Origin of the sequence: Paraclostridium sp. AKS73 (assembly GCF_025671395.1) — a bacterium.
Classification (GTDB): Bacteria; Bacillota; Clostridia; order Peptostreptococcales; family Peptostreptococcaceae; genus Paraclostridium; species Paraclostridium benzoelyticum.
Genome location: NZ_JAIXHU010000043.1, coordinates 1 through 26,017, shown reverse-complemented (window position 1 = coordinate 26,017; position 26,017 = coordinate 1). Strand labels below are relative to the sequence as shown.

The following is a 26,017-nucleotide window of genomic DNA, read 5'->3' as shown; positions in this document are numbered from 1 at the left end:
ATATATAATTAATTATATATTTTTCTAGGATTATTACATTTAACGTCTAATATATTTTAAATGAGCATTCATAGAGTGTTTAAAATGGAGGTTATTATGTATAAAAGAAAAATATTAGAAATGGATGAACTTCAGGTTTACACATATATAAACTGGAAATATGAATATCCTTATACGTTTTATAATATCCCAGAAGAAGGTGTAAAAGAAACTTTTGATGAAATATTTGAAGATAATAATAGCTTTTACTTTTCTGTATTGGATTCTAATGATAAATTATTTGGTATATATGAGTATACCTTTAGATCAAATTTTATGGAAATTGGACTTGGGATAAGACCTGAAGATACTGATAAAGGACTGGGGTTAGACTTCATAAAAGAATGTATTCATTTCGGAAGAACTACCTTTTTATATAGAGGAGATATTTGTCTAAGAGTTGCTGATTTTAATAAGAGAGCTATCAAGTTATATAAAAAAATAGGTTTTATTGAATTTTCTAGAGAAGAAAATATTTCATTTGGAAAACCCGTTGTTTTTATATGTATAAGGCTACTAAATAATAGCTCCTATCTTAATGATTCTCTTGAAATAGAATATGAACACTTTAATTGATTTAATAGCTTATGTATATATTACTATTAAATACAATTTGAATTCCCACTAATTTTTTATTGAAATTTACATACCTTTTATTTTTATATTTTAGTTTTTAGTATAGTCTATGTCTTTTTCCTTTATTTCATATGCAAACGAACTCCATGTCCATGTTGTATAAATTAAAAATAAAGTTGTGTAAAATGCAGAAAATAATATATCATCAGTTTCTTTGTGCACTAACTTTAATATTAAAAAACATGAACTTTCAAAACATAAAATAGCTGAAATAGCCATATTAACATATAAAGGTTTTTTGAAAAATTCACCCCATATTTAATAAGCTCTTTATTTTCACTTGAATCTTCAAAAATCAATTATATCATCTCCCCCTAAAATTCTATAACCCCTCAATATATATGGTATCACAAAATTGTCACACAAGTTTTAAATTGTAGTAAAATTTGTATTTTTTGCACTAAAATTAAATAATTTACCATTATTTTATAAAGTTTATTCTTTTAAGAGTTTTGATCTGGCTATAACTCAATATATATCAAAGTTTTAAATATATATTTTATATGTTTAGTGTTTGAAGCCATTTCTTAATCTTGTCTAATGAACTATCAGTTTCTTTTTTTAATGGATCTACTAATTCTATATCCCCTATAAAGGTATTTTCTGAAAGTTCTTTTTTGAAGTTAGCAAAACACTTCTCGCTTCCACCACTGCCACGGCAAGCAAATAAAGCTATATTCTTATTATTTATAGTATTAATATCTAAAAAAGTATTAAATGGAGCTGCATAAGTTCCAGCCCATACAGGAGTACCTAAAAATATATTATCATATTTACTTATATCAATTTCCTTATTCATAAGTTCTAGTTTTTGCTTAAATATTACACTCTTACCTCCCCATACATACTTTCTAAATCCTGAAGATGGACACTCTTTTTTAGGTTTCAATTCTATTATGTCTGCACCAATTTATTTGGCGATAAATTCTGCTATTAATTTGGTATTACCCTCTAACGAATAATAAACTACTAAATTTTTCATATGCTCTCCTCCTTATATATGGATAATTATATCAGATACAAATAACTTAAATTTATTTGATATATAAATTTAAGTTATTTTAAATAATAAAAGTGTAAATTTTTGATACATAAATATATATATATTTGTTGTAAAATTAATACTATATACAAAGTTTTGAGGGGGATATTATTATGGCTTTTTTAGAAAAATCAACTAGAAAATGTAATGAATGCGGCGAGGTACTTGGTAGATTTTGGGTGATGATATATGCCCCAAATGTAAGTAAAGTAAAAATGAATCAATTTTAGCAATTGAGAATCAAATGAAAACTGAAGAACTAGATAAATTTTTAAGAAGAATGTAAAAAGCAAAATCAATTTTCAAAAACACTATGCTGTCAACAATACCTTCATTAGAAGGCTATAAGATAAGTAAGTACTTAGGAATAGAAAGTTCAGAAGTAATAATCGGAACAGGGTTCGTTACTGACTTTATATCAAGTATTACTAACTTAGTAGGTGGTAGAGCTAGTGTTTATGAAAATAGTCTTGCTAAAGCAAAACAAGAAGCATTTGATATATTAAGATTTAAAGGAACCTTACTAGGTGGAAATGTAGTCGTTGGTGTAAAGTCAAGTTATATGGATATTGAAGATAATATGTTTGGTGTTTTTATTGAATGAACTATTGTAAAAGCTGATTTAATCAACGATAAAGTATAATAACATAGACTTAAAATTAAGTGTTATTATATTTCATTATAAAAATTATCTGTAACTAAATTAACAAATTAAGTCAATCAACTTCTTAAATTTTAACTCATAATGCCGATATTAAATGTTAGTTGGAGTAAGTAGATAAATAGGTAAATTTGAATTTGTGGGGGATACAATTGAAAAACAAATAATTTTTATACTATTAATAATTTCAAGTTTTACTATTACGGGATGTACTTATACTAAAATACCTGGCAATACTGATGAATCTATTAAGCAATACTTAATAGGCTCTAAATTAATAAATTCGCCAAATCAAGAAGATATATCCATTGTAGATAATACTTATATTCAAAATTCTAAGATTGTAGGATTTTTAAGCAAATATAATAATGGGGTTGTTATATGTGAAAAAAATAAAAAAGGGAAGTATATATTAAGTGATATTCAATTCTCTACGCAAAAAAAAGAAACCCTTGGAGTTGAAAATTTTCTGGTTAATTATAATACATACAATGGCATATCTAAAAGTAGCAAAGCTTTTGTCTTAATATCTGATGGTTCTAAAGTTTCTCGTGTAGAAATTACAATAATGATACATACAAGTGTAAAAAATCATTTAAACCATATGGTCCATCTATGATTGTTGTCAATTCTGATGTATTAAGCAAAAAATCTTCTTACGTAAATTGTAAGTATTTTGACAAAAACAATAATGAAATCAACCAAGATGCTTAGTAAAAAAGCTAACTATAGGATATTTGTCCTCCAGTTAGCTTTTTTATTAAATGAAATGTTTTTATAATATTAAAAATGTATTAAATCTTTTTTTAATATATTTTTAATATATTTTTAATTTTATAAATATTTACACCTCTCTATAAGTGCATATTCAAGTTTATAATTTTAATCTAATAAAAACAGAATTATAAAATATATTTTCGTAAATATAAACAAGAAACGACAAAATAAAATATATTTTTATGTTAGGATTTATATAAAAAGTAGGAGGTATTATAATGGAAATAATAGATAGAGAACACACAGTCAACAAAAATAATTTATTGGTATATGTTGTTTTAAGCATGCTAACCTTATCTATTATTATTATTGCAAATGTGTTTTTTAAAGAAAACATTGAACCAAATTATTTAGAATCTACATTGCATTTTATAAAATTTTTTAATTTTATGATTTCTTTATTAGGAATAGGAAGTTGTTTAATTTCTTATAATCGAACAAAAAATGACAGTATTTTTTAGTTTTACTAATGTTTGTAGGTTTATCAGTAGGTATTTTATTTGGACATATAGATTATCTTCCTTATTACTACAAGGAATTAGGTATATCTTTATATATAGTAATATCTTCATCATTAATTAGAGTTTTCCTTCTTATACTTTCAATCCTCCCTAATAATAAAGTTAGTAAACTCATAATTAACAATAAATTTTTTTCAATATTTATTGTAATATTTCTAACTATACTTCTTGGCACTTTTGAACGAAATTTGTTCCTTTATAATTATGAATTTAAATCAAATGCTTTTATAGTTTATAATACTTTTTTAGCCATAACATATACGATTTGTTCAGGATGTCTATTTGCTAAATCAATAAAAGATCAAGAGGCTATATTTGTAGTTCTAAGCTCTAGTGTGTTCATACTTGCTATAAAAGCAATTTACGCTCTACATATATCAACGCGATTAACATTTTATACTAAATTAGTATCTATATCATTAACGTATATTTGTTTTTTATAGTAATTATAGGAGCGTTAATTGAATTGTTTATTTATATCTCTAGAACGAAAGTATTAAATAATAATTTAAATTTATTTTATAACTTATCAGAAAATGATAAACATAGTTTTATGCTGATTTTCGATGAATACTCAAACTTATTATATGCTAATAAAAAAGTTAGAGATTATTATTCATGCGGTAATAATCTTCATAAATTAACTCTACTTTTAAAAGATAAAATCTATAAAGTAAATGAATATGATGAAATTATAAAGTCATTAAATTTAAATAATTGTTGGAGAGGTGTAATAAAAATTGAAGATAGGAATATAACTTTAGATTGCTGTGTTCAAACAATCAATTCAACAAGTAATAGAAAAGAGATAGCGGTTACATATATAGATATATCAGATGTAGTAAAAAAAGAATTAGAAGTAAAAAAGCTTAAAACTTATGATAAGGAAAAACCGAATTTATAGCTAATATTTCTCATGAGTTAAAAACTCCAATTAACTTACTTTATTCATCCATACAATTATTAGATAATTTTAGCATAAAAAATACTATAGATTTTAACACTATATATAAAAAGTATAGCAAAATATTAAGAACAAACTGTAAGAGAATGACAAGACTAGTAAATAATATTATGGATTTATCTGAAATAGATCTTGGAACTCTTACAGCAAATTTTAAAAATTATAACATAGTATCTATTGTAGAAGACGTAACCTTATCTGTAGTTGAATATGCTTTATCAAAAGGTATAAATATACAGTTTGATACTGAAGAAGAAGAGCATATTATAAAGTGCGATGCTTATATGATTGAACGCTCTATATTAAATTTACTATCAAACTCAATTAAATTTTCTAATAAAGGGTCTTCTATTTTAGTAAATTTAAACATAGATAATCACTGGACTAAGATTGTAGTAAGAGATGAGGGAATTGGTATATCTAAAGAAAACCAAGAAGTTATTTTTGATAAGTTTGTCCAAATAGATAAGTCATTTACTAGGTCAAATGAAGGAAGTGGAATAGGATTAAGTATTGTTAAGTCTTTAGTAAATCTTCATGATGGAGTTATTACTGTTGAAAGTGATTTAAATAAAGGAAGTTCATTTACAATATTTTTACCAAATGTAACAATTGAAAACTGTTGTCCTTCTATATATGATATAAATTCATATAACGCTGAGTTAGAACTTTCTGATATCTATGAGGTTATAACATAATAAACAGTAAAATAAAATGGAGGACACTTGTCTTCCATTTTGTTTTTGTTTAAGATTTAGTTTTAATTCACATAATGCTTAAATTGTATAAAATTTAAAATAGGAATATAATTAGATTAGTTTTATATATAAATTTTATATATAAAACTAATCTAATTACATGTTTAACTTTATTTAATAATGAATAGGAGATTAATTATGAGACAAAATATCAAAAAAACAAATAACAATAACCTATTTAAAAACCTTAAAATTGATTGTAAAAAATGTTTTGGACTTTGTTGTGTTGCATTGTATTTTTCAAAATCTGAAGGATTCCCAAATGATAAGGTTCCGGGTAAACCATGCGCAAACTTACAATCGAACTTTCATTGTTCAGTACATAATAATCTAAGAAAAAAAGGTTTAAAAGGATGTACTATATATGATTGTTTTGGAGCAGGTCAAAAAGTTTCTCAAGTTACTTTTAAAGATCAGAGTTGGATAGATTCTCCTGAATTAGCAAGTCAAATGTTTGATTCATTTTTAATAATTAGACAACTTCATGAAATGCTTTGGTACTTAGCTGATGCCTCAACATTTATATTGGATAAAGCTACCTTAAACAAACTTAATTTAATAATTGAAGAAACTCAAAACTTAACAATCCTTGATCCAAACCATTTGAAAAATATAGATATTAAAAATCATAGAATCAAAGTTAATGATATATTAAGAAAATCAAACAATATAGTTAAAATAAAACTTAATTTAGATAAAAAAAATATCCATAATAATAAAAAAGTATTAATCCCAGGGTATGATTTTATTGGATTAGATCTTACAAGTACAAATTTAATAGGAGCTAATCTATCCGGATCATTGCTAATAGCCTCAAATTTGAGCTATTGTAATTTAAAAGGTGCTAATCTAATTGGCGCAGATTTAAGAGATGCTAATATTAGGGGGGCCAACCTTGAAAATGCACTTTTTCTTACTCAATCTCAAGTTAATTCGGCTATAGGAAATTCTGCTACCAAATTACCATTACTCTAAATAGACCTTTCTATTGGGAAAAATAAAAATCAAAGAGTATCTTTTAATAAAAGACTATTCTCTTTGATTTTTATACGTTCTTATTTTACATATCGATCCATACTTTACTTTTTATAAAAATTTTTAAATTTAAATCTATATTATTATAAATTTAACTTCAATTAGAAAAATTACATACTATTTAAATTCCAATAAAATTCACAATTTATTTACATGTATTCCATATTAGTATGATTTAATGTAAATAAAAATTTTTTTGGCTTGAATTCAACATTTCGAGCTATTTTGACAAATTTTTACAGTTACTTTTCCATCAATATCCAATAAAATAAACTTAAACAATTCACTTAAGGAGGAATGCAATGAAAAAAAATTCTAAGGATTTAGCGGTAGGTGTTAATCGTAATATTGATGATCTAGGTAGAGTAGTTTTACCTAAAGAAATGAGAGATAAATTAAATTTAAAAAAGAACAGCCCTGTTAGTATAAAACTATTTAAAGATTATATAAAAATTGAAAAAGCTATAACTACATGTTCTTTTTGCTCTAGTGAAGAAAACATAGAATATTATAAAGAGTTACCTATTTGTAAATCATGTTTAAAGGAAATAATTGAAAAGTTTAATAAATAATTTACACATTAACTTAAAATATTGATTTTATAAATTGTGCTATGCATTAACTTATCATGATTAAAGTATAATTATCTAAATTTATGCATAGCACATTATACATTTTAATCAATCCTTTCTTAAAACTTAACTCCATATATTTTTTTATTTTATTAATAATTCCATTAGTTTAATGTATGTATTTATAAATTTCACAAATTTATAAATGTAAAAATATTTTAATATATTTTATTGTAAAATTATGTAAAAAATTAATTAAACATTGTTATATATGGTGATATTATATAATTAGAGACTAATAAATATGGGGAGGGGTTTTAATTATGGAACAAAAGGTAAAACATCCAATGGGTCTTTGGTTAGCAAATATATCTATTGCTCTTCAAAGTTATGCAGGTTATGCAGTGTCATCCATACTAATATTATTTTTCACAGCAGATATTAGTCAGAATGGATTAGGTTTAAGCGTAGCGAAAGCAACTGCAATTATAGGTTTATATCAAGGAATAAACTATATGGGTTCTTTAATAGGTGGATATATATCAGATAAGTGGATTGGAATACAAAAATCACTTATACTAGGATCTTTTATTACTGCATGTGGATATATTCTTTTATTTTTGCAAAGCCAAATATGGCAAGCGTATGGTCCGGATTAATAGTATTAGTAATAGCAGGTGCATTTTTTAAGGGGCAAATAAGTTCACTTGTAGGTACTTTATATGATCAAGATGAGCTATCAAAAAAAGATGCTGCTTACAGTATTTTTATATGTTTATAAATATAGGTTCTTTCTTTGGTCCTATTATAGCTGGTTTTATATCAGATAAATGGTTTGCCAAATTAACATCTGATGGAGAAATAGCAGCATATGGATATAAATATATTTTTTTAATGGCAGCTATAGCAATGTTTATTGTTTGCTTTTTGCTTATAGTCCTATCTCCAAAATGGTTAGGTGAAAAAGGTAAATATCCAGTTTATGAGAAAGAAAACAAATCTAATAAAAAAAGTGCACATAATGCTCTTACTCAAGTTGAAAAAAACAGATTAAAAGCAATGGGTGTTTTATTTGTATTTGTTGTTTTATTTTGGACTGCATGGTATCAAACATCAACATCTTTTACATTATTATCGAATGAGTTAGTAAATAGAAATTTAGGAAGTTTCGTAATTCCTGTTCCATGGTTAACATCTTTCAATGGAATATTGTGTGTCGTATTGTCCCCTATACTAGGTAGTATATGGATTAAACTATCTAAATCAAAGCACGGAGACTTATCTATTCCTTCTAAAATGGGGCTAGGAATGCTTCTTACAGCTGCAGCATTTATTACAGTAATATTAGGTATAAAAACTTTAGGTGGAGTATTTGATGGAAGTAAACAAATGAATATACTATTTATTCTTTTAGCTTATTTCTTATTAACTGTTGGAGAATTATGCATATCTCCTATTGGAATGGCTATGTTTAATAAACTAGCTCCACAAAAATATAGCTCACTTGCAATGGGAGCATGGTATATGAGTTTCTTTTTCTCAAACTTAATTTCAGGTAAAGTTGCTGGTTTCACAGAAACTATGGGATATACTAAGATATTCGTTTTAATCACTATTGTAGTAAGCGTTTTTGGAGTATTATTGATCCTAATGAGAAAAAAATTAACAGAGTTAATGGCTTTAGAGAAATTTAATGCAAATGCATAGTTATTTATATTATAGAAATATTAAATAGGTAATTATAAGAGTTTAACTTGTTTTTATATATTAAAAAGGAGCATTTGAATGCTCCTTTTTTTATATCTGTAATGAAAATAATTTATTCTGGAACTATAACTACAGTACACTTAGATTTTTTAACTACATATAAAGTTACAGACCCTATTGAGTCTATAAAGTTTTTCTTAGTTGATTTAGTCATAACAATTAAATCAAATTTGCCATCTATTGACTTTTCTATAATCTCTTGCCCTGCATCACCTATAGTATAATAAGTTTTTACTTCATAACCTTGTAGCTTACCTTTTAAACGGTTTAACATACTCTTTATTTCTTTTTCAGATTCTTTTACTTTCATATCTATAATCATTGGATTTGTTAAATTAGTTAAAACAACATCATTTACACACATCAAGGTTATCTTAACCTTTTCTTTTGAAAACTCATTTAATATAAAATCTAAGGATTTTTGACTTCTATCACTACCATCAATAGGGACTAAAATGCTTCGCATATAATCACATCCTTTTATTTTAATTTTATCATATATAAATGTTAAATTGAATAAATTAACTCATTAATTTTAATATAATAAAATACATATTTACTAATTTAATTATCTATCAAAAGTTCAAATTCTAACAGCTTAAATATATTTAATACTTATTAAATCTTAATATGACTTATACTTCTTAATTGTTTTAAAGTTTTATACTAAGTTTAAAATCAATTTATCATATGTGAAAAATAATAGTTTTAAAATTCATGTTAAAAATTTGAATTTGTAAATCTAATAACTTTAAATTAATTTAACATACATTTAATAAATTAATTGTTACCATTATTATTAGAACAGAATAAATTAATTTCTAGGGATATTAAACTTGGAGGTAAAATGAATATATTATTTTTTAAAAAACTACTTTTAGTTTTATTGTATTTCTACCATGTAGATAATTTTCTACTGTTATCATGGACATTTTAGTATCCTCAACTATAATTTTCAATTTATTTTTAATTAAAAAATTCAAAAGTTTAGAAAAAAACAAAAGAATGCCTAGATTTATCTAGGCATTCTTTTGTTTTTAAATTGTATAACAATATATTTCCATAACTAGGTAAAATATATTGTTATACAATAGAATTTAGCAAGTTAAATATGCAATTGAATTCTATTCTAAATGCTTTGTAACCTAGCTAAACATTAAAACCATATAACTATGATTTATAAAATAATAATTTATTAACTTTACTATATAATAATTGATATTATCGCCGTATTATAACTTTATCGGTCTCTATATAATGAAAAATAGTATATAAATATAAGACTAATTTTTATATCAAAATGCATAATTATTAAGTTTGTCATGTTATCGTTAAATAATATAACCTGTTTAATAGTATTATTTCTACTCTACATGCATATTTAAAATTAAAAAGGGAGAATTTATGGTATTTTTATTAATGACAATCATAGGTATATTTTTTATACTAACAGGTCTATTAACTTTATTTTTTACTTTATTTAAAAAAGGAAAAGTACTAAGAAAAAAATCAATTTTTATAGTTCTAAGTTTAATTACTTTATCTGAGCTGTTTATAACAGTTACAGCTTTGCCGACTAATTTTATTGTAAAAAAAATTGTTCTTGAAATTTTAATGATTTTATTATTTTGTAATTTATTTCTATATTTAATTAGATATAAAAAAGGATTTAACTCTAGGAGATTAATTCTAGGATTTTTATCTACAATATCAACCATCGCATTATTTACTTTTTAATGCTCAAATACTAATGTTTCGATTTACGATTGTCTGATTTAATTATTTATAATTTTACAACACTAAAGATACTAAAAAGGTGATCTGAGTTTTAGGTCACCTTTTTTATTATCTCCATTTTAATCTTAATTACAAATTTTACATTCTCATTTTAATAATCAAATCAAAATAATTCATATATATTAACATCTTCTCATCTATGTTACGAAAAAGACACTTAAGGAAAGAAAACATTAAGATTTAATTCCTTTTTTCTATGATAGAATTGCCTCAAGGAGGTAACACTAAAAAAATAGCTACTAGTTTTTATTAAAAAATAAGAAAATACTAATTTATAATTTAATTAAAATTAACTAGTCTTAAATTATAAATATGAGGAGAGAAATCGTGAAAAATTTTTTAAAATATTCATTAATAGTAATTGTTATACTTATTGTTGTTGTAGCTTTTAATTTTCAAAAAATAATGGTTAAATTCGCTTCGTTTATGATTGAAGATAGTGTTAATAAACAAGTTAAAATGCAATATGATGAAAAAAAAGTTACTAAATCAAAAAATGATATTAATATAAATCAATTTAAAGCTGAATTAGATCAAATGAGTGATTTAAAATTCAAGAACATTAGTGATTTGATATCAAATGCAAATATAAAAGATATTCAATCTCTATATGATTCTAAAAAACTTACTTGTGAGGAATTAGTTATTTATTATTTAAAAAAAATTGAAAAATATGATATAAATAAACTAAATTCAATAATAGAATTAAATCCAGATGTAATTAAAATTGCAAGAGAAAAAGATAAAGGAACAAGATCTGGAAAGTTATATGGTATTCCAATAACGTTAAAAGCAAATATAGGTACTTCAGATAAAATGCATACTACTGCAGGTTCTTACGCTTTAAAAGATTCTATTTTAGATGAAGATTCTTTTATTGTTAAAAAGTTAAGAGAAGAAGGCGCTATTATACTTGGTAAAACTAACCTTAGCGAATTTGCAAACTATATGTCAACAAAATCCTCTAGTGGATACTCAGCTTTAGGAGGCCAAACACAAAATCCTTATGGTAAGTTCGATGTTGGAGGATCTAGTTCTGGATCAGCATCATCTGTTGCTAGTGGATTTTCTGTTGCATCAATAGGAACTGAAACAGCTGGATCTATAATATATCCATCTAGTCAGAATTCTGTTGTAGGAATAAAGCCATCTATAGGGTTGGTTAGTAGAGATAGAATAGTCCCTATAGCTGAATCACAAGATACAGCTGGTGTAATCTCTAAAAATGTTGATGATGCGGCTTTAATACTTAGTTCTATATATGGATATGATACAAATGATAAAGATACGATAGCCTCTAAAAACTTAGATGAAGATTATATTAGGTATTTAAATGAAAAATCAATAAAAGGCATGAAAATAGCTATACTGAAACCGCTCGCTGTTAGAAGTAGTGACTTAGTTTTTTTTGATAGTATACAAAAAGATCTAAAAAATATGGGAGCTAAAACTCATATAGTTTCTTTCTCTGATGAAATTAACAATGTAAAAATGAGTGAATCCTTAGAGGCTGGGTTTAAATTTGATATGGACAAGTATCTAAAAATTGCTAAGATTAATGGTGTAAGCAGTTTAAAAGATATAGTTAATATTAATAAAGATGATTTAGAAAACAGAGCTCCTTATGGACAAGATTTATTAGAAAAATCTCTAGCAAATAAAATGTCTCTTGATGAATATAAAAACCTAGTTGCGTCAAATAAAAACATAGCTAGTAAAGAAATAGATAGTATATTAAAAAATGCAGATGTAATAGTATCTTTAAGTAATCAAGCTGCAACCGCATATGCACCTGCAGGCTATCCAGCTCTTACTGTTCCTGCTGGATATAAAAGTAATGGAGAACCAATAGGTATTACTTTTGTAGGATCTAAATTTGAAGAAGGTAAATTATTAAAAATAGCTAATGTATATGAGGACAATACTAAATACAGAAAAGATCCTAATTTAAAGTACTAGTTATATATTAAATAGTAAATCCATCAGACTTCATATTAATGTTTTCTGATGGATTTTTATATACTATAATTATAGTATATAAAAATTGACATCAAAAATACTTTATGTTTAAATAGTTTTATATTAAAATTATTTAAACATAAAATATTTTTGGAGGGCACTCATGGATTATAATGACGCTAAATTAAAAAAGCAATAGAAGTATTGCAATCATTTTATTCAGTGATAAAAGAAACTAGTGATTTTACAAAAAAAAATGCTCATGAACTGGGTATGACTATACAACAATTATCTATTTTGAATGCATTAGCTACAAATTCAGACTTAACACTAAAAAATCTTACTGAGGTAATGTCAATGTCTCTTTCAAAAAGTTCTGTAAGCTTAATAGTAGATAAATTAGTTGAACAAAATATAGTTGAAAGAAAATCAACAACAATAGATAGAAGAAAGATTATACTAAATCTTACAGAAAAAGGTGATTACCTTTACCAACAATCACAAAATAATGCATATGCTTATAAAGCAATGTTACTAGCTCTTGATGGTCTAGATTCTAAAGATATCGATTCATTGCTTGAAATACATGATCATATAATTGAAAATATAAAATCACTAAAATAGTTAAATACTAAAATTAATTTAATATGTACTTCCTGTTATCTTTAGTATTTAAAAGTTTAAATATAATTAAGTATTAATATATTGTCCATATATATGAATTTTCTGCTACAAAAACATATATACGGGTATAACTTATTACTATACATATTAAAGTAGTTTATTAAATAAAAATAACTTTGTAGGTGATAATTATGCTAACAAATTTGATTTTTATCTTATTGTCTATATTGGCACTAAGTTTAAATCATACAGATGATAAAGATGCAAATAAGTATGTTTTTTATGGAACTTTTTTAATTATCAATGTAATTTTATTATTTGGTATAAAAAATTTACTTTCATATATACTACTTTTTTTACTTTCTATTTTATGTATATTTGCATTTATAAAAATCTCATTTAAAAATAACAAATTATTTCAACAAAAAACAAGAAACCATAAAAAAGATTAAATGTATTATTTATCTTTTTTATTGCATGATTAAATTGTATATATACAAAATTATAAGTATTAATCTACTTTGCACCTATCTATTATTTCATAGTCATCATCAATTTTTAATTCTTCTAAATCCTTATTTAAATTATTTTTATTAATGTAATTATCTTTAGATGTATTATCATTAATATTTAAATCTTTAAACTCATTTGAAATGTAATTAAATTTAAATAATCATGCAATATTTTTTGTAATAAATACGTTCTTTCGTTATGATATGTTAAAATATCTTTTATTAAATTTAATTTATAGTTATAGTCATCTATAGAATCAAATTCATTTAGTATAATTTTATTTAGTAATACATCAAAGGATTTACTTATGTTAGATTCAGTACCCAAGATTTCCTTAATAATATTAAAGTACTCTTCTTTGTGTTTCTCCTCCATGTGTCAATCTACCCCTTCTGTTCAATCTTTTTTTGTTAATTTAATTAATATCTAAAAATTCATACTAATAATGTATTCAATTCAGCTTTTTAGTTTACACATAAATATTTAAAGCTCTTCATATTTCCAAATATTTATTTCAACTAGGAATTTAATAGTTTTTATTCTCTATTTGTTATTTAGCTTGTTAACAATAATAAATTTAGATTTTCAAAAAATAGTTGATTTTTTTTTATAATATACTACAGTTAATGTTAATTAGCTTATTAACGGAGGTTTTTTATGATTAGTTTATCTAATAAAAAGCAAGTTGAAAAACTTCAATTTGAAAAAACTAAACTCGAAATTAAAATTTCAAAGTTAGAAGAAGAAGTTGTTAAATTAAAATCTGAAATGGAAAAGCAAGAAAATCTTATTAATGAGTGGAGAAAATACTATAAAGAATCCGTAAATGAAATAGCCAAATTAAAAAATCAACTTAAAGAGTTTAATCCAAATTTAAAGCCAAGAAGTAAAAAAATATCACAAAATGATATAGACAATATAAAAAATTTATTCAATATGAAAAAGTATACTTACAGAGAAATAAGCAATATTTCTAATTGGAGTATATGTACTATCTCTAAAGTAATTAATGGTTATTATGATTAATTACTTTATGAATGTATCAATTAATCAATATTATTTTTATACATTTTAACAAGGGTTTAAAAGATTTTTATTATTTGATCTTTTAGATCCTTTTTTATTTATAATTATAAATTATTTAACCTTATTTCATATAAATATCTAATTAAAATCTATATAATATTTTATGCAATTTCATCATTTGATTTATATTCATATATTCCTAAAGAATATTTTTTTATTGAAAACAATAATTTAATATTGATTTATTATAATTTACTGTTATAATTTAATTAAAGCAAATTTAAAGGAGAGTCTACAATGAAAAAAATATATTATATTCAATACCATTTTTAATAGCAATAGGATGCTTAGTAATTTTCAATATTATAGGATCTGAAATTGCTGCAGATGGAACTCTTATAGAACCATTTTTCTTAATACCTACATTCTGGTTATTTTCTTTCATAGGAATTTTAGCTTTAATTTTTAGATTTATGCTATTTTTATTTAAGAAAAAACATATTAGACAATAGATATAATTTAAATTTTAAAATAGGATATAAAGTAATGAATAAAAATTTTAGTTCAAAAACTTTAAACAATATTGTCTCAATAGGTATAAGTATAACTCTAATTTTATTTATACTTATACCTTTATTGCTCAACTATTTTTTTAAAAATACTTTGGGATTAGTAGGTGGAAATATATCTTTATTTGTTTCAACTGGAATATATATATGTATAATTCCTTATTTAATAGCATTAATTACACTTAAAAAATTATGTAGTTTAATAGATAATAAAAATCCATTTTCAAAAGAAACTACTTATTTTTTAAAAATAATATCATTATGTTCTTTTAGTGAATTTTTTATATTTAATATGGTACAATTATTTTTATGTAATTTATTTGATATTTATTTATATTCGATTAACCTAATTCCAACTGTTTTAATTTCATTTATTTCTTTATTTATAGGACTTTTTAGTTTTGTTTTGTATAAAATCAATTACGAAATAATTAAAATAAAAAAATCGAGGTCATAATTATGGAAAAAAATATTAGTTCAAAAATACTAAATAACATTGTTTTGGTAGGGATAGGACTAACAATCTGCCTACTTTTATTCTTACCGCTAGGGCTTACAGCTTTTTTTAAAAGCAGCCTAGGTATAGTTAGCTCAAACATACCTATTATTTTATCTGTAGGAGTGTATATATGTGCAGTTCCTTATTTAATAGCATTAATCTCATTAAAAAAATTATGCAGTTTAATTGCTAAAAAAAATCCTTTTTCTAGGCAAATTCCTTATCATCTAAAAGTAATATCAATATGTGCTTTTAGTGAAATTTTAATATTTAATGTGGTACAATTATTTTTATGTTACTTATTTAAGGTTTACCTTTATGCCCTTAACATAATACCAGCTATTTTAGTTTCATTTATTTCTTTAGCTATAGGATTCTTAAGTTTGGTATTAGGTAGGTTATATACTATGGCAATTGAAATAAAGGAAGAAAATGATAAGACTATATAAGGAGATATTATGGCGATTATAGTTAACCTAGATGTAATGATGGCAAAGAGAAAAATGAGTTCAACGGAACTTTCTGAAAAGCTTGGAATCACTATGGCTAATCTTTCCATATTAAAAAATAATAAAGCTAAAGCTGTTAGATTTACAACTTTAAATAGTATTTGTAAAATATTAGATTGTCAGCCAGGAGATATTTTAGAATATGTTGAAGATATTGAAGATAGCAAATAGCTATAGTTAATCAAAAAGATACTGTTTTTAATTAAAAAACAGTATCTTTTTAAATTTAATTATCAATGTGTTGCTTTTATATAAATATTTTTTGAAATCATTATAATTTTAAGTAGTTAAACATTAGTATTTTCAATCACTTAGCATTTCACTTGAAGTTTTTATACATAATTATTTTTTAAAATTATCAATATGACACATTTTGATTTATTTGTCTACTATTTCTACTATAATTGAAATGTTTAATATCTATATACATTTTATTATTTAAACTTTTTTTATAATTATCAAGTTGACATATTTTAAGACTACCAAAATAAATCCATTTCTTCTTTATGCTTTAAATCTTCTTCACACTCTTTCTTGTACTCCAAAATTTTATTATCTAAGGTTCCCTTAAAGAATTTATATGATACGGCTTTTATAGTTTCAACATCGTCTTTATCTAGAGTTATCATAACCGCATCATCAAATGCTTTTTTCATATAATCATTTTTAAAGTCTATATTTTCGAAATCCATTTTAAAACTTCTTAAGGTTCCTTTTGTAAAAACTGTTTCATCGGGAACAAAAAATTCTCTATTTAAAATAGATTTCTCGGGCTTAAAATTTATTTTATTTTCTTCAAATGGTTCAGGTACACTTGATTGTTCATAAATATTAGACTCCCCAATTTGATCAATTACATCATCTTTAGAGAAGTACTTTCTCTTATCTAAGTCTTTTACTATAAAATCTATTGATTCAACTTTTCTTCCTGATTTATTTTCTTTTATATCTATTTCAAAAAAACCACTTTCATTTAGTTCTTTTATTGCTGGTAAAATTACACGCCTTTTAAAATTTGAATATTGAGGATAACTATCTTCTAGCATTAAATACATCTTTATATCTTCAATTTTATAATTTATAGTTTGTTTAGTTCCCGACCAAACTCTTATTAAATCATATAGTCTTTGAGCATTATAATTTTTTAAACTAAATAGTATAGCTAAGTTTGCAGGAGTATATCCTGTCTTTAAGTATTGATCTAATAAAGTATAAATTTTTTTGGGCTTTCGATTCTAAAAATCTGAGTTTCTTCATCAAACTGGTATCCTGATATAAAGTTGTATTGTCCCCAAATCAATTTATCATTCTCTTTTTTCAATGAAAAATATACTTTTATTCATAAGACCTTCTAAATAGCTACTTATTTTTTTCACAGTTCTATCATTCGTTCTTTTTATTATTTCTTTAAATTCATCATAATGAATATCACAATGCATTGATCCATTATAATTTTTTTGAAGTTTATAAAGTATTAACAAAAATATTCTATTTTCATTCAAAGTTAAACTATACTTAGATTGTATTAGCACATTGTTTTTCATAAGTATTTTTGGATTTTCTATATCAGTTAAATTACTCATAATATCCCCCAATTCTATTAACTAATAAAACTAGTATATCATATGTATAATTTTAAAGTGTCACTTTTACGATTTTGACACTTTAATTTAACAGTGTTAACTTTTTTCTATATTGATATATTATCAAAGTGACACTTTTAATGCTATCAAGGTGACACTTTTAATTATCAAAGTGACACTTTTGACTATCAACTTGACACATAAAATTTATCAAAGTGACACTTTTAATTATCAAAGTGACACTTTTGACTATCAACTTGACACTTTTAATTGCTTCAGTATAAGTAATTTCAAGGCTTTTACTGTTGCTTAAATACTATAAATACTATTAAATACTATTTTAAATAATAGTAAAGACTAGTAAAGGTACTTTTCTGTTCTAATTTAATCTATTTAACTCAAAATATATTATCAATATGACATATTTATATTGCTAATACTTAATTTAACTATACGTATTAGCAATATATTTTTTAACTTTGCATAAAAATCTTTTTTAAGAAAATATTAACTATCAAAGAATAAAGTTTACATATCGATAAAAACGTCTCAGAGGCTATGAGAAAGTTTTTGTGCATCAAAATGGGTAAATATATTACAATTTAGAAAATTTAGCTAAAAACGGAAGATAAAGATCGAAAAAACTGTAATTTTTATAAAATAGAATGAGAGGGTTAATATCAAATTCAAATAAAAAAGGGATATTACCTACTAATATCCCTTTTTTATTTGAATTTGATATTAACCTATAAGAAAATCTAAAATATTCCATCCATCGGATATATTGCTTTTGTAAAGTTCAGTGTATCCACACTTAGTACAGCTTATAGTTATAAATTTTTTATTTTGGATATCAAATATTTTTGCAAAATTTCCACCTGTAGCTTGAAATTGGTCACTCTCATAAGATGTATTTGAACATTTAGGACAAACATATTGTTTTTTCTCCATAACTTAAATCCTCCTAATATTGATTTAAGTAAAATTTTAATATAATAAATATATAAAACTAATTAAAATTAGTTACAATATAAAACTTCATATTATTCCGTATCTTTAATTTATTGATTTTTGCATCGATTTGATTATTAGATTTTAAAAACTTAAAAATTGATACAAATATAATTAAAAATACATTAATTAGTAGCAGAACGCTTAAGGTTTGAAATAAATATATTAAAATCATGATGAACTCCTTTACATATTTGTATTTAACTCAGATTAGTAATTATTATAAATATGACTAAAAATAGGTCAATTTAAATGGAGTGAAATTAATAAAAATTGGATTAAAATGAGTTTATATTTGAATTAATGTAAATATTTTGATTTTAAATATATACTATTTTATAAAGCTTTAACATATGATTAGATTTACTATTTAAAATAAGATTTATTTTAGTATTTAGAATAAGTCTTATTAAGTATCATACGAACTTTAAAATCCAAAATAGAAAAAGTTAGCTAATCTAGAATAAAATGATAAAAAATACAAAATAAGACAAAATTTAGCAAAACAGACTTATTTAATTTTAAGGATTACTTTAAAGTTTTTTACTTTAAGGTAATCCTTATACAATGAAGGAAAATGCAGAGTAATTCCAATATCTGTAAATATAAGAATAAGTATATTTACTATAGATACTTATTTGTGTTAATTGAGTAAATTATATAAAAATTTTGACATTGTTCGAGCTAAATATTGCAAACGATTTTTTGATATGTAACAATTTATACAAAGACAAAGTTGTCAAATATCTAACAATGTCTTTTGACTTAGGTGTTCTAATTAAATTTGAGGAGGAGATTGGGAAATGGAATTAATACAATACAATGCACCTGTAATAGAGTGTGATAATTTTGAAATAACTGAGGAACAAGCATGGTTTTTAGTTTTCGTAGCAGTACTTTTAGCATTAGGAGCTACTGTTGTTTTAGGAGCTGCAGTTTGGTGCTTAGTTCAAGGTAAAGGAAGTTTCACTGGCGGAGTTAAGTGGGAAAACGGACTTAACGTTAGTATTGAGTGTAAATAAGCTTTAATTTATTAAAATTATATTAAAAATTTAAACTATAACAAAAGATAAAGATTTAAATTTAGAACACCTAAGTCTATAAATTGATATTAGTACTGGGAGGAATGTTTAAACTATGCTTTATGTAGATAACTTGACAAAAACTTATAACAATAAAATTGTTGCTATAAAAGATCTCAGTTTTTCTTTAAATAAAAATAAGGTTTTAGGACTTGTAGGCCCTAATGGATCTGGAAAGACTACAACGATTAATTTAATATTAGGGACTATTAAAAGTGATGAAGGGAAAATATTATATAAAAATCATAAAAATGATAGTCTAGAATTTAAACAGAAAGTTGGATATATACCAGATGATTTAATACTGCCAGAATCATTAACGGGTAGAGAGTACATAGATTTTATCTTATCAGTATACTCTATAAATAAAAGTGATAAATTAAAAAATTAATAAAATTATATAATATGCAAGACTTTTTAGATATATTGATAAAAGAATATTCACATGGTATGAAGAAAAAAATCCAGATAATAGTTGCTTTCTCATTAGAAAGTGAATTAATAATTATTGATGAACCTTTTCGAGGATTAGATATAGAATCAATTATAATAACAAAACAGCTTTTCAAGAGCTTTATAAAATCAGGAAGTATACTATTATGTTCACATGATTTAAATTTAATTGAAGAGTTAGCGGACGAAGTTATTATGCTTTATAAAGGTAATCCTGTGGCAAAGGGTACAGGTCATTTTCTAAAAGAAAAATTTGAATGCAAAAACTTAGAAGAAGTTTTTATGAATGTTTCTATAGGGGAGGACAGAAAACATGAGATTGGAGAAATCATTTCTAATTTTAACAACAATGCTTAAGGGAATTAAAAATAGTTTATATAATAAAATTAAAAAATATTTTATTATTATATCGATTGTAGTTCCATTTTTTATTCTTCTTGGAACTATTATATCTTATAAGATATTTTCTCCTATGATCAATGCTATTATTGTCGGAAATAAAAGTATGTTTTTTTCATTTATTTCTTCCAGTATGTTAAATGTAACCTTAATTACTTTTGTTGTATACATAATACTAATTAACTCAGATAATGATACTAGTAATTATAGCAAAATAATAAAATGGTTACCACTTACAAGAAGAGAAAAGATATGTGCACAAACAATTCAAGAGTTATTTTTTATAATTATTACTAATTTATGTTATGTCATGTTTTTTCACCTACCATCATTCATAGGATCCAAGGTTAATATAAAAATTATTACTATATATTTAATATCTGTAATCATGCAATCATTATTGACATATTTCTTATTAAATATTATCTATCTATTAATAATTAGATTACTGTATTTTGTATCACATAAAAAGTTTATTAGAGAATTAGCCTCAATTATTTTAGGAATAAATGCTTTTATTTATTTAGTTAGTAAAATAAACTTAGAAAATCTTTTAGTTAAAAGTAACTCATATAAGATATCAATAGTAAATATTTTATTACCAGTTATAGATATGTGTTCAGGTTATGGATATTTTAATTACAAAGATGCAAGAATATGTTTGATTCTAAGTGGAATAATTTTGATTTTAGGAGTATTTATAACTATTATGTTTTCTGGAATTGAACTTGATAATAGAAACTTAATGCTTTTTAAATATATACCAAAATGCAAAGGGAAAATGCTATGGATTGTAACAAAAGAAATTAAACATATTGTACGAAGTGAGACTAATATTTCAAATTTCTTTGTACTAATATGCATAATTATATCTGTAGGTTTTTTAGATCCAAATACTATAGATAAGACAATTACTAATTTAATTTTATCAAGTTTTTGTTCAATATTTGCACTAAGTTCATTTGGTGAAGATAGAAATTTCACTATTTACTCTAATATAATTCCTATTTCTAGCAAGTTAATTTCTTATGGAAAACTAATAGGTAATCTTATCATTGGGATATTTCTATATACGATACTGTTTTTTATCGTATTTACATATTTAGGTATAAATATAGAGTTATTTAAAAGCGGATTAATGTATACGACAATTGGAATTATAGTGATTTATACATATGGTATTGTAATTCCAGTGAGAGAAAAAGAGCCATTTTCAAATATAATTGTATTTTTATCTTTTGCGGCAATATGTATTTTGGTTTCTATAATATCACTAACATTTAGCGGAGCATATATATATCAAATTATTTTAATGGCAGTGGTAGTTATAACGTTTATTATACCAAAGCTTTATAAGTTAAATTCTAAGTTAGATTAAATTTATATTTTAATAATATATTTCAATCTATAAAGGAGAGATTAGATGAATCTATTTACATTTTTAATTGAAAAGATAAAAGCATTATTAAAAATAAAAACAGTTTTTATTATTCCTAAGAGTGTGCTTTTAAATGAAAATTTAATTTTCGATAAAGATTTAAATAAAAGTATTACGCTAAATGGAGTTGCTTATGAAATTTTAAAGTTGATGAATGGAAAAAACAATATAGATGATATAGTTTCAGAGCTACTCAAAAAGTATAATGTAAAAAAGGCTGTATTGGAAAGAGATGTAACCAATATATTAAGAAATTTACAAGAGAAAAACTTAGTTGAAAGTAAGGTAATAGGAAATAAAATAGCTGTTATATTATTAAACTTAAGTATATTTCAATATGTATATAAGAAAAGATACTCTGTTTCTAATTCCAAGGTAGCAGCTTTATTACTTTTACTTTATGTAGTTACAAAAAAGTTATTTATAATGTGGGTGATTACTTTTATAACTATTTACTTCTTTAAAAATAATTTAGCAATAGAGTTTAATGATAAGATAGATTATGCTATTGATTGTTATATCGTTTTTATATTTTCAATAATAGTTGGATTTGTAATACATGAATGGATTCATATAGTTGTTAGCAAAGTTCAAAATCAAGAATTTCGTGGATATATATTAGCTAGAAGATTTACAGTTAGTATAGTTAAGGTAAATACCGAATCTAGTTTATTATCTATATTGCTAGGACCGTTAATACCAAGTATTATAGGAATCATTATAATAGCAATTTCAATAAAGATACAAAGTATAATGATATTTGTTCTAGGAATAGGGTTTGCAGTTAATGCAATAAATTTATTACCTTTTACACAAGATGGAAAAGGAATACTTAGAAAAATTCTAATGAAGAAACTAATGAAGGGGGCTATAAAATGAAAAAACATTAGGAATTGTATCTGCTATATATTTTACATTTATACCATTTGGTATAGTTTTTTATTTACTATATTCATTGCTGAATAATAAAAGTGTAAATTTATTTAATGGTGGAGTTTTACTAGATGTAGCACAAAATAGTTTCAAATTAAATATAAGTTCAAACTTAGTTTTTATGTATATAGTTTTATATGTAGTACTTATTGGATTAGTATTCATAGTTTCAAAAACGAAGGTTTATAAAAATTTATATAAAAAAGGAAAAAGGGCAAATGGATAAAAAAAGAGTGATTAAATTAGTTTTATTTATTGCTTTTATTGCAATATGTATATCAGCATATTCAATATACTCTAAAGGTAAAGAAACTATAGATACAAAGTATGGACTAGCATATGGAAATCCTAATGCCAAAATAAAAATGGTAGAATATATGAGTTTTCAATGTATAGACTGCTACGAGTTACATGAAAATATAGGAGATACATTAAGAGATAAAATCAAAAATGGTGAAATATATTATGTAGTAAAGCATGTTGATTTTGATAAGTTTAAGTATGATGATGTTATATTCAACAGAATTGATAACCTAGATAAAATAGAAACGGTAGATTATATAATGGATAATTATAAATCATGGAGTAAAATGAAAAACGTGAAAGATGTTGAAGAATTTTTTAAACTAGGTGCTATTAAAAAAGATAGAGTTGAGATGCAAAAACATATTCTGTCTGAAAGAGATGATCTTGGAATAGATTTTATACCTACATTTTATTTAAATGGTGAAAAGCATGTTGGATCATTTACAGAAAAAGAGTTCAATAAAATGATAAATGATATAAAATAAGGCTATATAGAAGATACATACATGTAAATGAAAGGAAATTTTTATGAAGTATATAAGTAAAATACCAGATACAGATATTAATTTAAATAAGGATATGATTAGTACTGGTTGGAAAATGTTAAAAGAACCTCGAAACTTAGTTACAGCAACTCTAATATCATTACCTATATCAATTATAAATATTTATTTGTGTATATTCTTTATTAAGCTTATAAATAAAGACTTACTTACAATTGTAAACTCTATTTTTTATGATGGAAAATTTGTTTTTACAATTAAGCCTATATATATAGTATATATATATGTGTATATATTTTTACATGAAGTTATTCATTTAGTATGCATTCCAAACTTTGCAAACTCTAAATCAACATTTATTTCAGTAAAACTATGGGGTGGTTTTGTTTATACCGAAGAAATAATTAGTAGAAATAGATACTTGATAGTAACTATAATGCCATTTATAATATTGTCATTTGTAATGCCAATTATAATGACCTTATTAGGGGTAAACCCTATGATAATTTTAATTCTGGCAATTGTGAATGCTGCAGGAGCATCAGTAGATGTATTATCTTTTATACTATTGTTTTTCAAACTCCAAGAAATAGCAAGATAAAAAACAATGGAATAAAAACTTTCTACAAGATTAGTAAAGTATCTAATTTAGATTAATAAATGCATAAAAAGAGAGGACAATTGTCCTCCCTCTTATGTATTTATTAATCTATTTTTTAGTTTTTTGATTTCTTTTTATACTTCTCTTCATATGCAGTTAAGGCGTCTAAATTAAGTTCAACTGAGTCAAACATCTTACAGACTATATCTTCTAAGACTTGAGAAACAGTCATATTATTTTCATAAGAAAAAGATTTAACTTTATCAGCAATTTCCTTTTTTAATTTAATTCCAATCATAACTTTTTCTTCTTTTAATTTGGGTTTATTTATTAAGTCAAATACATTAATATCAGTATTTTTATTTTCAATAAATTCTTGACCCGTTGATTTTTCATCTACTTTTTGTTTTATGTTTAATAAACTACTTTTTTTATTTAACATTGGATTTTCAATAGTCATAGCTTTCTCTCCTAATATTTAATAAATATTTAATATTTAATTAAATGTATTTTTAATAGTTAAAAAGTTTTTCATTAAATAACTATTAAACCTTCCTCTATGTATTCATTTATTAAGTCGGAAATTTCATTCCTATATCAGTTTTTATTTTTCTTTCTTTAACTTTTACATACTCACTAATTGACTCGTTATATAATATTGAGTTTTCATAGTGAACAGACTTTCTCATAGTTTGTTTAAATGTATTTCCTAAAATTCCTTTTTCTGTAGCACACTCTAACCACATTTTTATTTTGTTGTTTTCTTGTTTTTCAAATTTAGTGATAACTGGTTTTCTTATATCGTCTTTATCTATTCTAAGCGCTTTCTTTATATCTCCATAGGTTTTTAATAACAAATCATAACCTGTTAGTGTGCTATAACATCCGTAGTTTATTATAGGCACAATATCTGTACAACATATAAATACATTTGTATTTAAAACAGATATAGCAGGATTTAAATCAAATAATACTAAATCATATTCTGAAAAAACATCTATATTCTTATCGTCAGTTAAGTAATTCAATAAAGTATATTCCTTACCGGCTTTTGTATTAAGAACTAATTCAAGAGTAACCATATCTATATTACTTGCTATAATATCTAAGTTTTGAAATTTACTTAGAGGAGACTTCATAATTAACTTATCTATTTCAATATTGCTCTCTAACCCATCTTTCAAAGTATATATATTGGATTGAATTACTTCTTCTCCTAATAAAAATACTGATGCATTTGATTGAGGATCAGCATCTATAAACAATACTTTTTTATTGGGATAGTTTGTACAAAATTGATGTATAAAATTTAGATTTAAACATGTTTTGGAACTACCACCCTTAAAGCTCATATGTGTTAAAATTGTTTGATTTTTAGCCACTTTTATTACTCCTTTTTATATTAAATATATATTTAATAGTAGTTTAATATATATTTTA

At 23.6% G+C, this 26,017-nt stretch carries 35 protein-coding genes and 1 pseudogene; 27 read left to right on the top strand and 9 right to left on the bottom strand.

The window, feature by feature from the left end; translation table 11 throughout:
* Positions 1–96 precede the first annotated feature (96 nt).
* Positions 97–615 carry a GNAT family N-acetyltransferase gene (locus LEQ07_RS17045; protein ID WP_263331612.1) on the top strand — a complete coding sequence of 173 codons (519 nt, stop codon included), beginning with the start codon at positions 97–99 and terminating at the stop codon, positions 613–615.
* Between the two features lie 90 nt (positions 616–705).
* Here the strand turns inward: LEQ07_RS17045 and LEQ07_RS17040 are convergent, their stop codons facing one another.
* The gene (locus LEQ07_RS17040) at positions 706–894 is read right to left on the bottom strand and encodes a hypothetical protein (protein ID WP_263331611.1); all 189 of its coding nucleotides are present in this window, start codon (positions 892–894) and stop codon (positions 706–708) included.
* A 280-nt stretch (positions 895–1,174) separates the two neighbouring features.
* Entirely contained in the window at positions 1,175–1,564 is a 390-nt protein-coding gene (locus LEQ07_RS17035) for a flavodoxin family protein (RefSeq protein WP_332843309.1), read from the bottom strand.
* A 466-nt stretch (positions 1,565–2,030) separates the two neighbouring features.
* Here LEQ07_RS17035 and LEQ07_RS17030 point away from each other — a divergent pair, with 466 nt between their 5' ends.
* The 11 genes and pseudogenes from LEQ07_RS17030 to LEQ07_RS16985 all read left to right on the top strand — a co-directional run bounded on the left by LEQ07_RS17030 (position 2,031) and on the right by LEQ07_RS16985 (position 8,712).
* A complete protein-coding gene (locus tag LEQ07_RS17030; protein ID WP_263331610.1) occupies positions 2,031–2,321 on the top strand; it encodes a YbjQ family protein in 291 nt (96 codons plus the stop codon).
* 196 nt (positions 2,322–2,517) lie between these two features.
* A complete protein-coding gene (locus tag LEQ07_RS17025) occupies positions 2,518–2,997 on the top strand; it encodes a hypothetical protein (RefSeq protein WP_263331609.1) in 480 nt (159 codons plus the stop codon).
* Positions 2,998–3,373: 376 nt separating this feature from the next.
* Positions 3,374–3,616, top strand: coding sequence for a hypothetical protein (locus tag LEQ07_RS17020; RefSeq protein WP_263331608.1), 243 nt, complete (start codon positions 3,374–3,376; stop codon positions 3,614–3,616).
* Between the two features lie 526 nt (positions 3,617–4,142).
* A complete protein-coding gene (locus LEQ07_RS17015) occupies positions 4,143–4,580 on the top strand; it encodes a hypothetical protein (protein WP_263331607.1) in 438 nt (145 codons plus the stop codon).
* Positions 4,577–4,714: pseudogene (locus tag LEQ07_RS23235) on the top strand (hypothetical protein); the annotation flags it as partial. The gene LEQ07_RS17015 and the pseudogene LEQ07_RS23235, both read left to right, overlap by 4 nt.
* Before the next feature lie 12 nt (positions 4,715–4,726).
* Positions 4,727–5,338, top strand: a complete 612-nt coding sequence (locus LEQ07_RS17010) for a sensor histidine kinase (protein WP_263331606.1) — start codon at positions 4,727–4,729, stop codon at positions 5,336–5,338.
* Positions 5,339–5,536: 198 nt separating this feature from the next.
* Positions 5,537–6,373, top strand: a complete 837-nt coding sequence (locus tag LEQ07_RS17005) for a pentapeptide repeat-containing protein (protein WP_317852109.1) — start codon at positions 5,537–5,539, stop codon at positions 6,371–6,373.
* Between the two features lie 362 nt (positions 6,374–6,735).
* A complete protein-coding gene (locus LEQ07_RS17000) occupies positions 6,736–7,005 on the top strand; it encodes an AbrB/MazE/SpoVT family DNA-binding domain-containing protein (RefSeq protein WP_046823840.1) in 270 nt (89 codons plus the stop codon).
* A gap of 323 nt (positions 7,006–7,328) precedes the next feature.
* Entirely contained in the window at positions 7,329–7,664 is a 336-nt protein-coding gene (locus LEQ07_RS22090) for a hypothetical protein (protein ID WP_263331605.1), read from the top strand.
* Entirely contained in the window at positions 7,640–7,786 is a 147-nt protein-coding gene (locus tag LEQ07_RS22085; protein WP_263331604.1) for a hypothetical protein, read from the top strand. The genes LEQ07_RS22090 and LEQ07_RS22085 overlap by 25 nt, the downstream gene beginning before the upstream one ends.
* Positions 7,777–8,712 carry an oligopeptide:H+ symporter gene (locus tag LEQ07_RS16985; protein WP_263331603.1) on the top strand — a complete coding sequence of 312 codons (936 nt, stop codon included), beginning with the start codon at positions 7,777–7,779 and terminating at the stop codon, positions 8,710–8,712. The genes LEQ07_RS22085 and LEQ07_RS16985 overlap by 10 nt, the downstream gene beginning before the upstream one ends.
* Before the next feature lie 112 nt (positions 8,713–8,824).
* Here the strand turns inward: LEQ07_RS16985 and LEQ07_RS16980 are convergent, their stop codons facing one another.
* Positions 8,825–9,238 (bottom strand): universal stress protein, encoded by a 414-nt coding sequence (locus LEQ07_RS16980; RefSeq protein ID WP_263331602.1) that lies wholly within the window; start codon positions 9,236–9,238, stop codon positions 8,825–8,827.
* 1,658 nt (positions 9,239–10,896) lie between these two features.
* Here LEQ07_RS16980 and LEQ07_RS16975 point away from each other — a divergent pair.
* Positions 10,897–12,528 (top strand): amidase family protein, encoded by a 1,632-nt coding sequence (locus tag LEQ07_RS16975; RefSeq protein WP_263331601.1) that lies wholly within the window; start codon positions 10,897–10,899, stop codon positions 12,526–12,528.
* A gap of 204 nt (positions 12,529–12,732) precedes the next feature.
* On the top strand, positions 12,733–13,152 hold the full coding sequence (locus tag LEQ07_RS16970) for a MarR family winged helix-turn-helix transcriptional regulator (protein ID WP_263331600.1): 420 nt from the start codon (positions 12,733–12,735) through the stop codon (positions 13,150–13,152).
* Between the two features lie 630 nt (positions 13,153–13,782).
* Here the strand turns inward: LEQ07_RS16970 and LEQ07_RS16965 are convergent.
* Positions 13,783–14,040, bottom strand: coding sequence for a hypothetical protein (locus LEQ07_RS16965; RefSeq protein WP_263331599.1), 258 nt, complete (start codon positions 14,038–14,040; stop codon positions 13,783–13,785).
* 282 nt (positions 14,041–14,322) lie between these two features.
* On the opposite strand from LEQ07_RS16965, the gene LEQ07_RS16960 reads away from it, so the two are divergent.
* From LEQ07_RS16960 to LEQ07_RS16945, 5 genes are all read left to right on the top strand, one after another.
* Complete coding sequence (locus tag LEQ07_RS16960; RefSeq protein WP_263331598.1) at positions 14,323–14,691, top strand: hypothetical protein; 369 nt, start codon at positions 14,323–14,325, stop codon at positions 14,689–14,691.
* Positions 14,692–14,999: 308 nt separating this feature from the next.
* Entirely contained in the window at positions 15,000–15,203 is a 204-nt protein-coding gene (locus LEQ07_RS23230) for a DUF3955 domain-containing protein (RefSeq protein WP_317852110.1), read from the top strand.
* Positions 15,204–15,237: 34 nt separating this feature from the next.
* Positions 15,238–15,717 carry a DUF2975 domain-containing protein gene (locus LEQ07_RS23225; RefSeq protein WP_442952437.1) on the top strand — a complete coding sequence of 160 codons (480 nt, stop codon included), beginning with the start codon at positions 15,238–15,240 and terminating at the stop codon, positions 15,715–15,717.
* A gap of 2 nt (positions 15,718–15,719) precedes the next feature.
* A complete protein-coding gene (locus tag LEQ07_RS16950) occupies positions 15,720–16,208 on the top strand; it encodes a DUF2975 domain-containing protein (RefSeq protein WP_046822157.1) in 489 nt (162 codons plus the stop codon).
* A 9-nt stretch (positions 16,209–16,217) separates the two neighbouring features.
* Positions 16,218–16,439: a helix-turn-helix domain-containing protein gene (locus tag LEQ07_RS16945; protein ID WP_046822156.1), complete on the top strand. Its 222-nt coding sequence runs from the start codon at positions 16,218–16,220 to the stop codon at positions 16,437–16,439.
* Between the two features lie 308 nt (positions 16,440–16,747).
* Here the strand turns inward: LEQ07_RS16945 and LEQ07_RS22075 are convergent, their stop codons facing one another.
* The 3 genes from LEQ07_RS22075 to LEQ07_RS16935 form a co-directional block, all read right to left on the bottom strand.
* Positions 16,748–17,329 carry a replication initiation protein gene (locus LEQ07_RS22075; protein WP_332843310.1) on the bottom strand — a complete coding sequence of 194 codons (582 nt, stop codon included), beginning with the start codon at positions 17,327–17,329 and terminating at the stop codon, positions 16,748–16,750.
* 243 nt (positions 17,330–17,572) lie between these two features.
* Positions 17,573–17,851 (bottom strand): replication initiation protein, encoded by a 279-nt coding sequence (locus LEQ07_RS22070; RefSeq protein ID WP_332842595.1) that lies wholly within the window; start codon positions 17,849–17,851, stop codon positions 17,573–17,575.
* A gap of 741 nt (positions 17,852–18,592) precedes the next feature.
* On the bottom strand, positions 18,593–18,802 hold the full coding sequence (locus LEQ07_RS16935; RefSeq protein WP_263331597.1) for a zinc ribbon domain-containing protein: 210 nt from the start codon (positions 18,800–18,802) through the stop codon (positions 18,593–18,595).
* Positions 18,803–19,665: 863 nt separating this feature from the next.
* On the opposite strand from LEQ07_RS16935, the gene LEQ07_RS16930 reads away from it, so the two are divergent.
* The 8 genes from LEQ07_RS16930 to LEQ07_RS16895 all read left to right on the top strand — a co-directional run bounded on the left by LEQ07_RS16930 (position 19,666) and on the right by LEQ07_RS16895 (position 24,577).
* Positions 19,666–19,884, top strand: a complete 219-nt coding sequence (locus tag LEQ07_RS16930; protein WP_046822154.1) for a hypothetical protein — start codon at positions 19,666–19,668, stop codon at positions 19,882–19,884.
* Positions 19,885–19,999: 115 nt separating this feature from the next.
* Entirely contained in the window at positions 20,000–20,335 is a 336-nt protein-coding gene (locus tag LEQ07_RS16925) for an ATP-binding cassette domain-containing protein (RefSeq protein WP_263331596.1), read from the top strand.
* Positions 20,336–20,349: 14 nt separating this feature from the next.
* On the top strand, positions 20,350–20,754 hold the full coding sequence (locus LEQ07_RS16920; RefSeq protein ID WP_263331595.1) for a hypothetical protein: 405 nt from the start codon (positions 20,350–20,352) through the stop codon (positions 20,752–20,754).
* 430 nt (positions 20,755–21,184) lie between these two features.
* Positions 21,185–22,174, top strand: coding sequence for a hypothetical protein (locus LEQ07_RS16915; RefSeq protein WP_263331594.1), 990 nt, complete (start codon positions 21,185–21,187; stop codon positions 22,172–22,174).
* Between the two features lie 45 nt (positions 22,175–22,219).
* The gene (locus tag LEQ07_RS16910; RefSeq protein ID WP_263331593.1) at positions 22,220–23,113 is read left to right on the top strand and encodes a PqqD family protein; all 894 of its coding nucleotides are present in this window, start codon (positions 22,220–22,222) and stop codon (positions 23,111–23,113) included.
* A gap of 76 nt (positions 23,114–23,189) precedes the next feature.
* A complete protein-coding gene (locus LEQ07_RS16905) occupies positions 23,190–23,393 on the top strand; it encodes a hypothetical protein (RefSeq protein WP_263331592.1) in 204 nt (67 codons plus the stop codon).
* Positions 23,386–23,958 (top strand): DsbA family protein, encoded by a 573-nt coding sequence (locus LEQ07_RS16900; RefSeq protein ID WP_263331591.1) that lies wholly within the window; start codon positions 23,386–23,388, stop codon positions 23,956–23,958. The genes LEQ07_RS16905 and LEQ07_RS16900 overlap by 8 nt, the downstream gene beginning before the upstream one ends.
* A gap of 43 nt (positions 23,959–24,001) precedes the next feature.
* On the top strand, positions 24,002–24,577 hold the full coding sequence (locus LEQ07_RS16895; RefSeq protein ID WP_263331590.1) for a DUF3267 domain-containing protein: 576 nt from the start codon (positions 24,002–24,004) through the stop codon (positions 24,575–24,577).
* 115 nt (positions 24,578–24,692) lie between these two features.
* Here the strand turns inward: LEQ07_RS16895 and LEQ07_RS16890 are convergent, their stop codons facing one another.
* Positions 24,693–25,037 carry a hypothetical protein gene (locus tag LEQ07_RS16890; protein ID WP_263331589.1) on the bottom strand — a complete coding sequence of 115 codons (345 nt, stop codon included), beginning with the start codon at positions 25,035–25,037 and terminating at the stop codon, positions 24,693–24,695.
* A gap of 112 nt (positions 25,038–25,149) precedes the next feature.
* On the bottom strand, positions 25,150–25,959 hold the full coding sequence (locus tag LEQ07_RS16885; protein WP_263331588.1) for a ParA family protein: 810 nt from the start codon (positions 25,957–25,959) through the stop codon (positions 25,150–25,152).
* Positions 25,960–26,017: the final 58 nt, after the last annotated feature.